Genomic DNA, 1,510 nt, shown 5'->3' on the forward strand with positions numbered 1-1,510 from the left:
CGGCAAGAGGAGATCATCGGCCACGTGATCGACGGCGGCGACGCGCTCGTGCTGATGCCGACCGGCGGCGGGAAGTCGCTGTGCTACCAGATCCCCGCGCTGGTCCGCCCGGGCACCGGCGTGGTGATCTCGCCGCTGATCGCGCTGATGCAGGACCAGGTCCAGGCGCTGCAGCAGCTGGGGATCCGCGCGGACTTCCTCAACTCCACGCAGGACCCGGGGACCAGGCACGTCGTGGAGCAGGAGTTCAGGTCCGGCGAGCTCGACCTGCTCTACCTCGCACCGGAGCGGCTGCGCACCGAGGCGACGCTCAAGCTGCTCGACGACGCGAAGATCTCGGTGTTCGCGATCGACGAGGCGCACTGCGTGTCGCAGTGGGGCCACGACTTCCGCCCCGACTACCTCGAGCTGCAGGTGCTGCACGAGCGGTGGCCCGACGTGCCGCGGATCGCGCTGACCGCCACCGCTACCCAGGCGACGCGGGAAGAGATCGCGATCAGGCTCAAGCTGGCCGGCGCCCGGCTGTTCGTGTCGTCATTCGACCGGCCGAACGTGCAATACCGGATCGTTCCGAAAAATGAACCCAAGAAGCAGCTGCTGCAGTTCTTGCGAACAGAGCACCCGGGAGACGCGGGGATCGTCTACTGCCTGACCCGCGACTCCACCGAGCGGGTCGCCGCGTTCCTCACCGAGCAGGGCATCGCGGCGCTGCCGTACCACGCCGGCCTCAACGCCGGCACCCGCGCCGAGCATCAGGCCCGTTTCCTGCGCGAGGACGGGCTCGTGATGGTCGCCACGATCGCGTTCGGGATGGGGATCGACAAGCCGGACGTGCGGTTCGTCGCGCACCTGGACCTGCCGCGCTCCGTCGAGGGGTATTACCAGGAGACCGGCCGGGCCGGCCGTGACGGGCTGCCCGCGACCGCCTGGCTCGCCTACGGCCTCGCCGACGTGGTGCAGCAGCGGCGGCTGATCGACGGCTCCGACGGCGACCTCGCGCACCGGCGGCGGCTGGCGTCGCACCTGGACTCGATGCTCGCGCTGTCCGAGACGACGGACTGCCGGCGCACGCAGCTACTGGCCTACTTCTCCGAACGGACCGCCGCCTGTGGCAACTGCGACACCTGCCTGTCGCCGCCGGAGGTGTGGGACGGCACAGTGCCCGCGCAGAAGCTGCTGTCCACCATCGTGCGGCTGGACAGGGAGCGGGACCAGCGGTTCGGCGCCGGGCAGGTCATCGACATCCTGCTCGGCCGCAAGACCGATCGCGTGGCCCAGTACGGGCATCACGAGCTGACGACCTTCGGTATCGGCACCGACCTGCGCGAAGCCGAATGGCGCGGCGTCGTCCGCCAGCTGCTCGCCCGCGGCCTGCTCGCCGTCGTCGGCGAGTACCAGACGCTGGCGATGACCGCGGACAGCGGCGAGGTGCTGCGCGGGGACCGCTTGGTCATGCTCCGCCGCGACGCCCCGATGCCGAAGGCGCCGCGCTCTGGGCGCCGCTCGGCTG

General features: G+C 70.7%; 1 protein-coding gene. It reads left to right on the top strand.

The window, feature by feature from the left end:
- On the top strand, positions 1-1,510 hold a 1,510-nt coding region (gene recQ, locus WA805_RS25620), incomplete at both ends, for a DNA helicase RecQ (protein WP_425243621.1).

Origin of the sequence: Trebonia sp. (assembly GCF_049794275.1) — a bacterium.
Lineage (GTDB): Bacteria > Actinomycetota > Actinomycetes > Streptosporangiales > Streptosporangiaceae > Trebonia.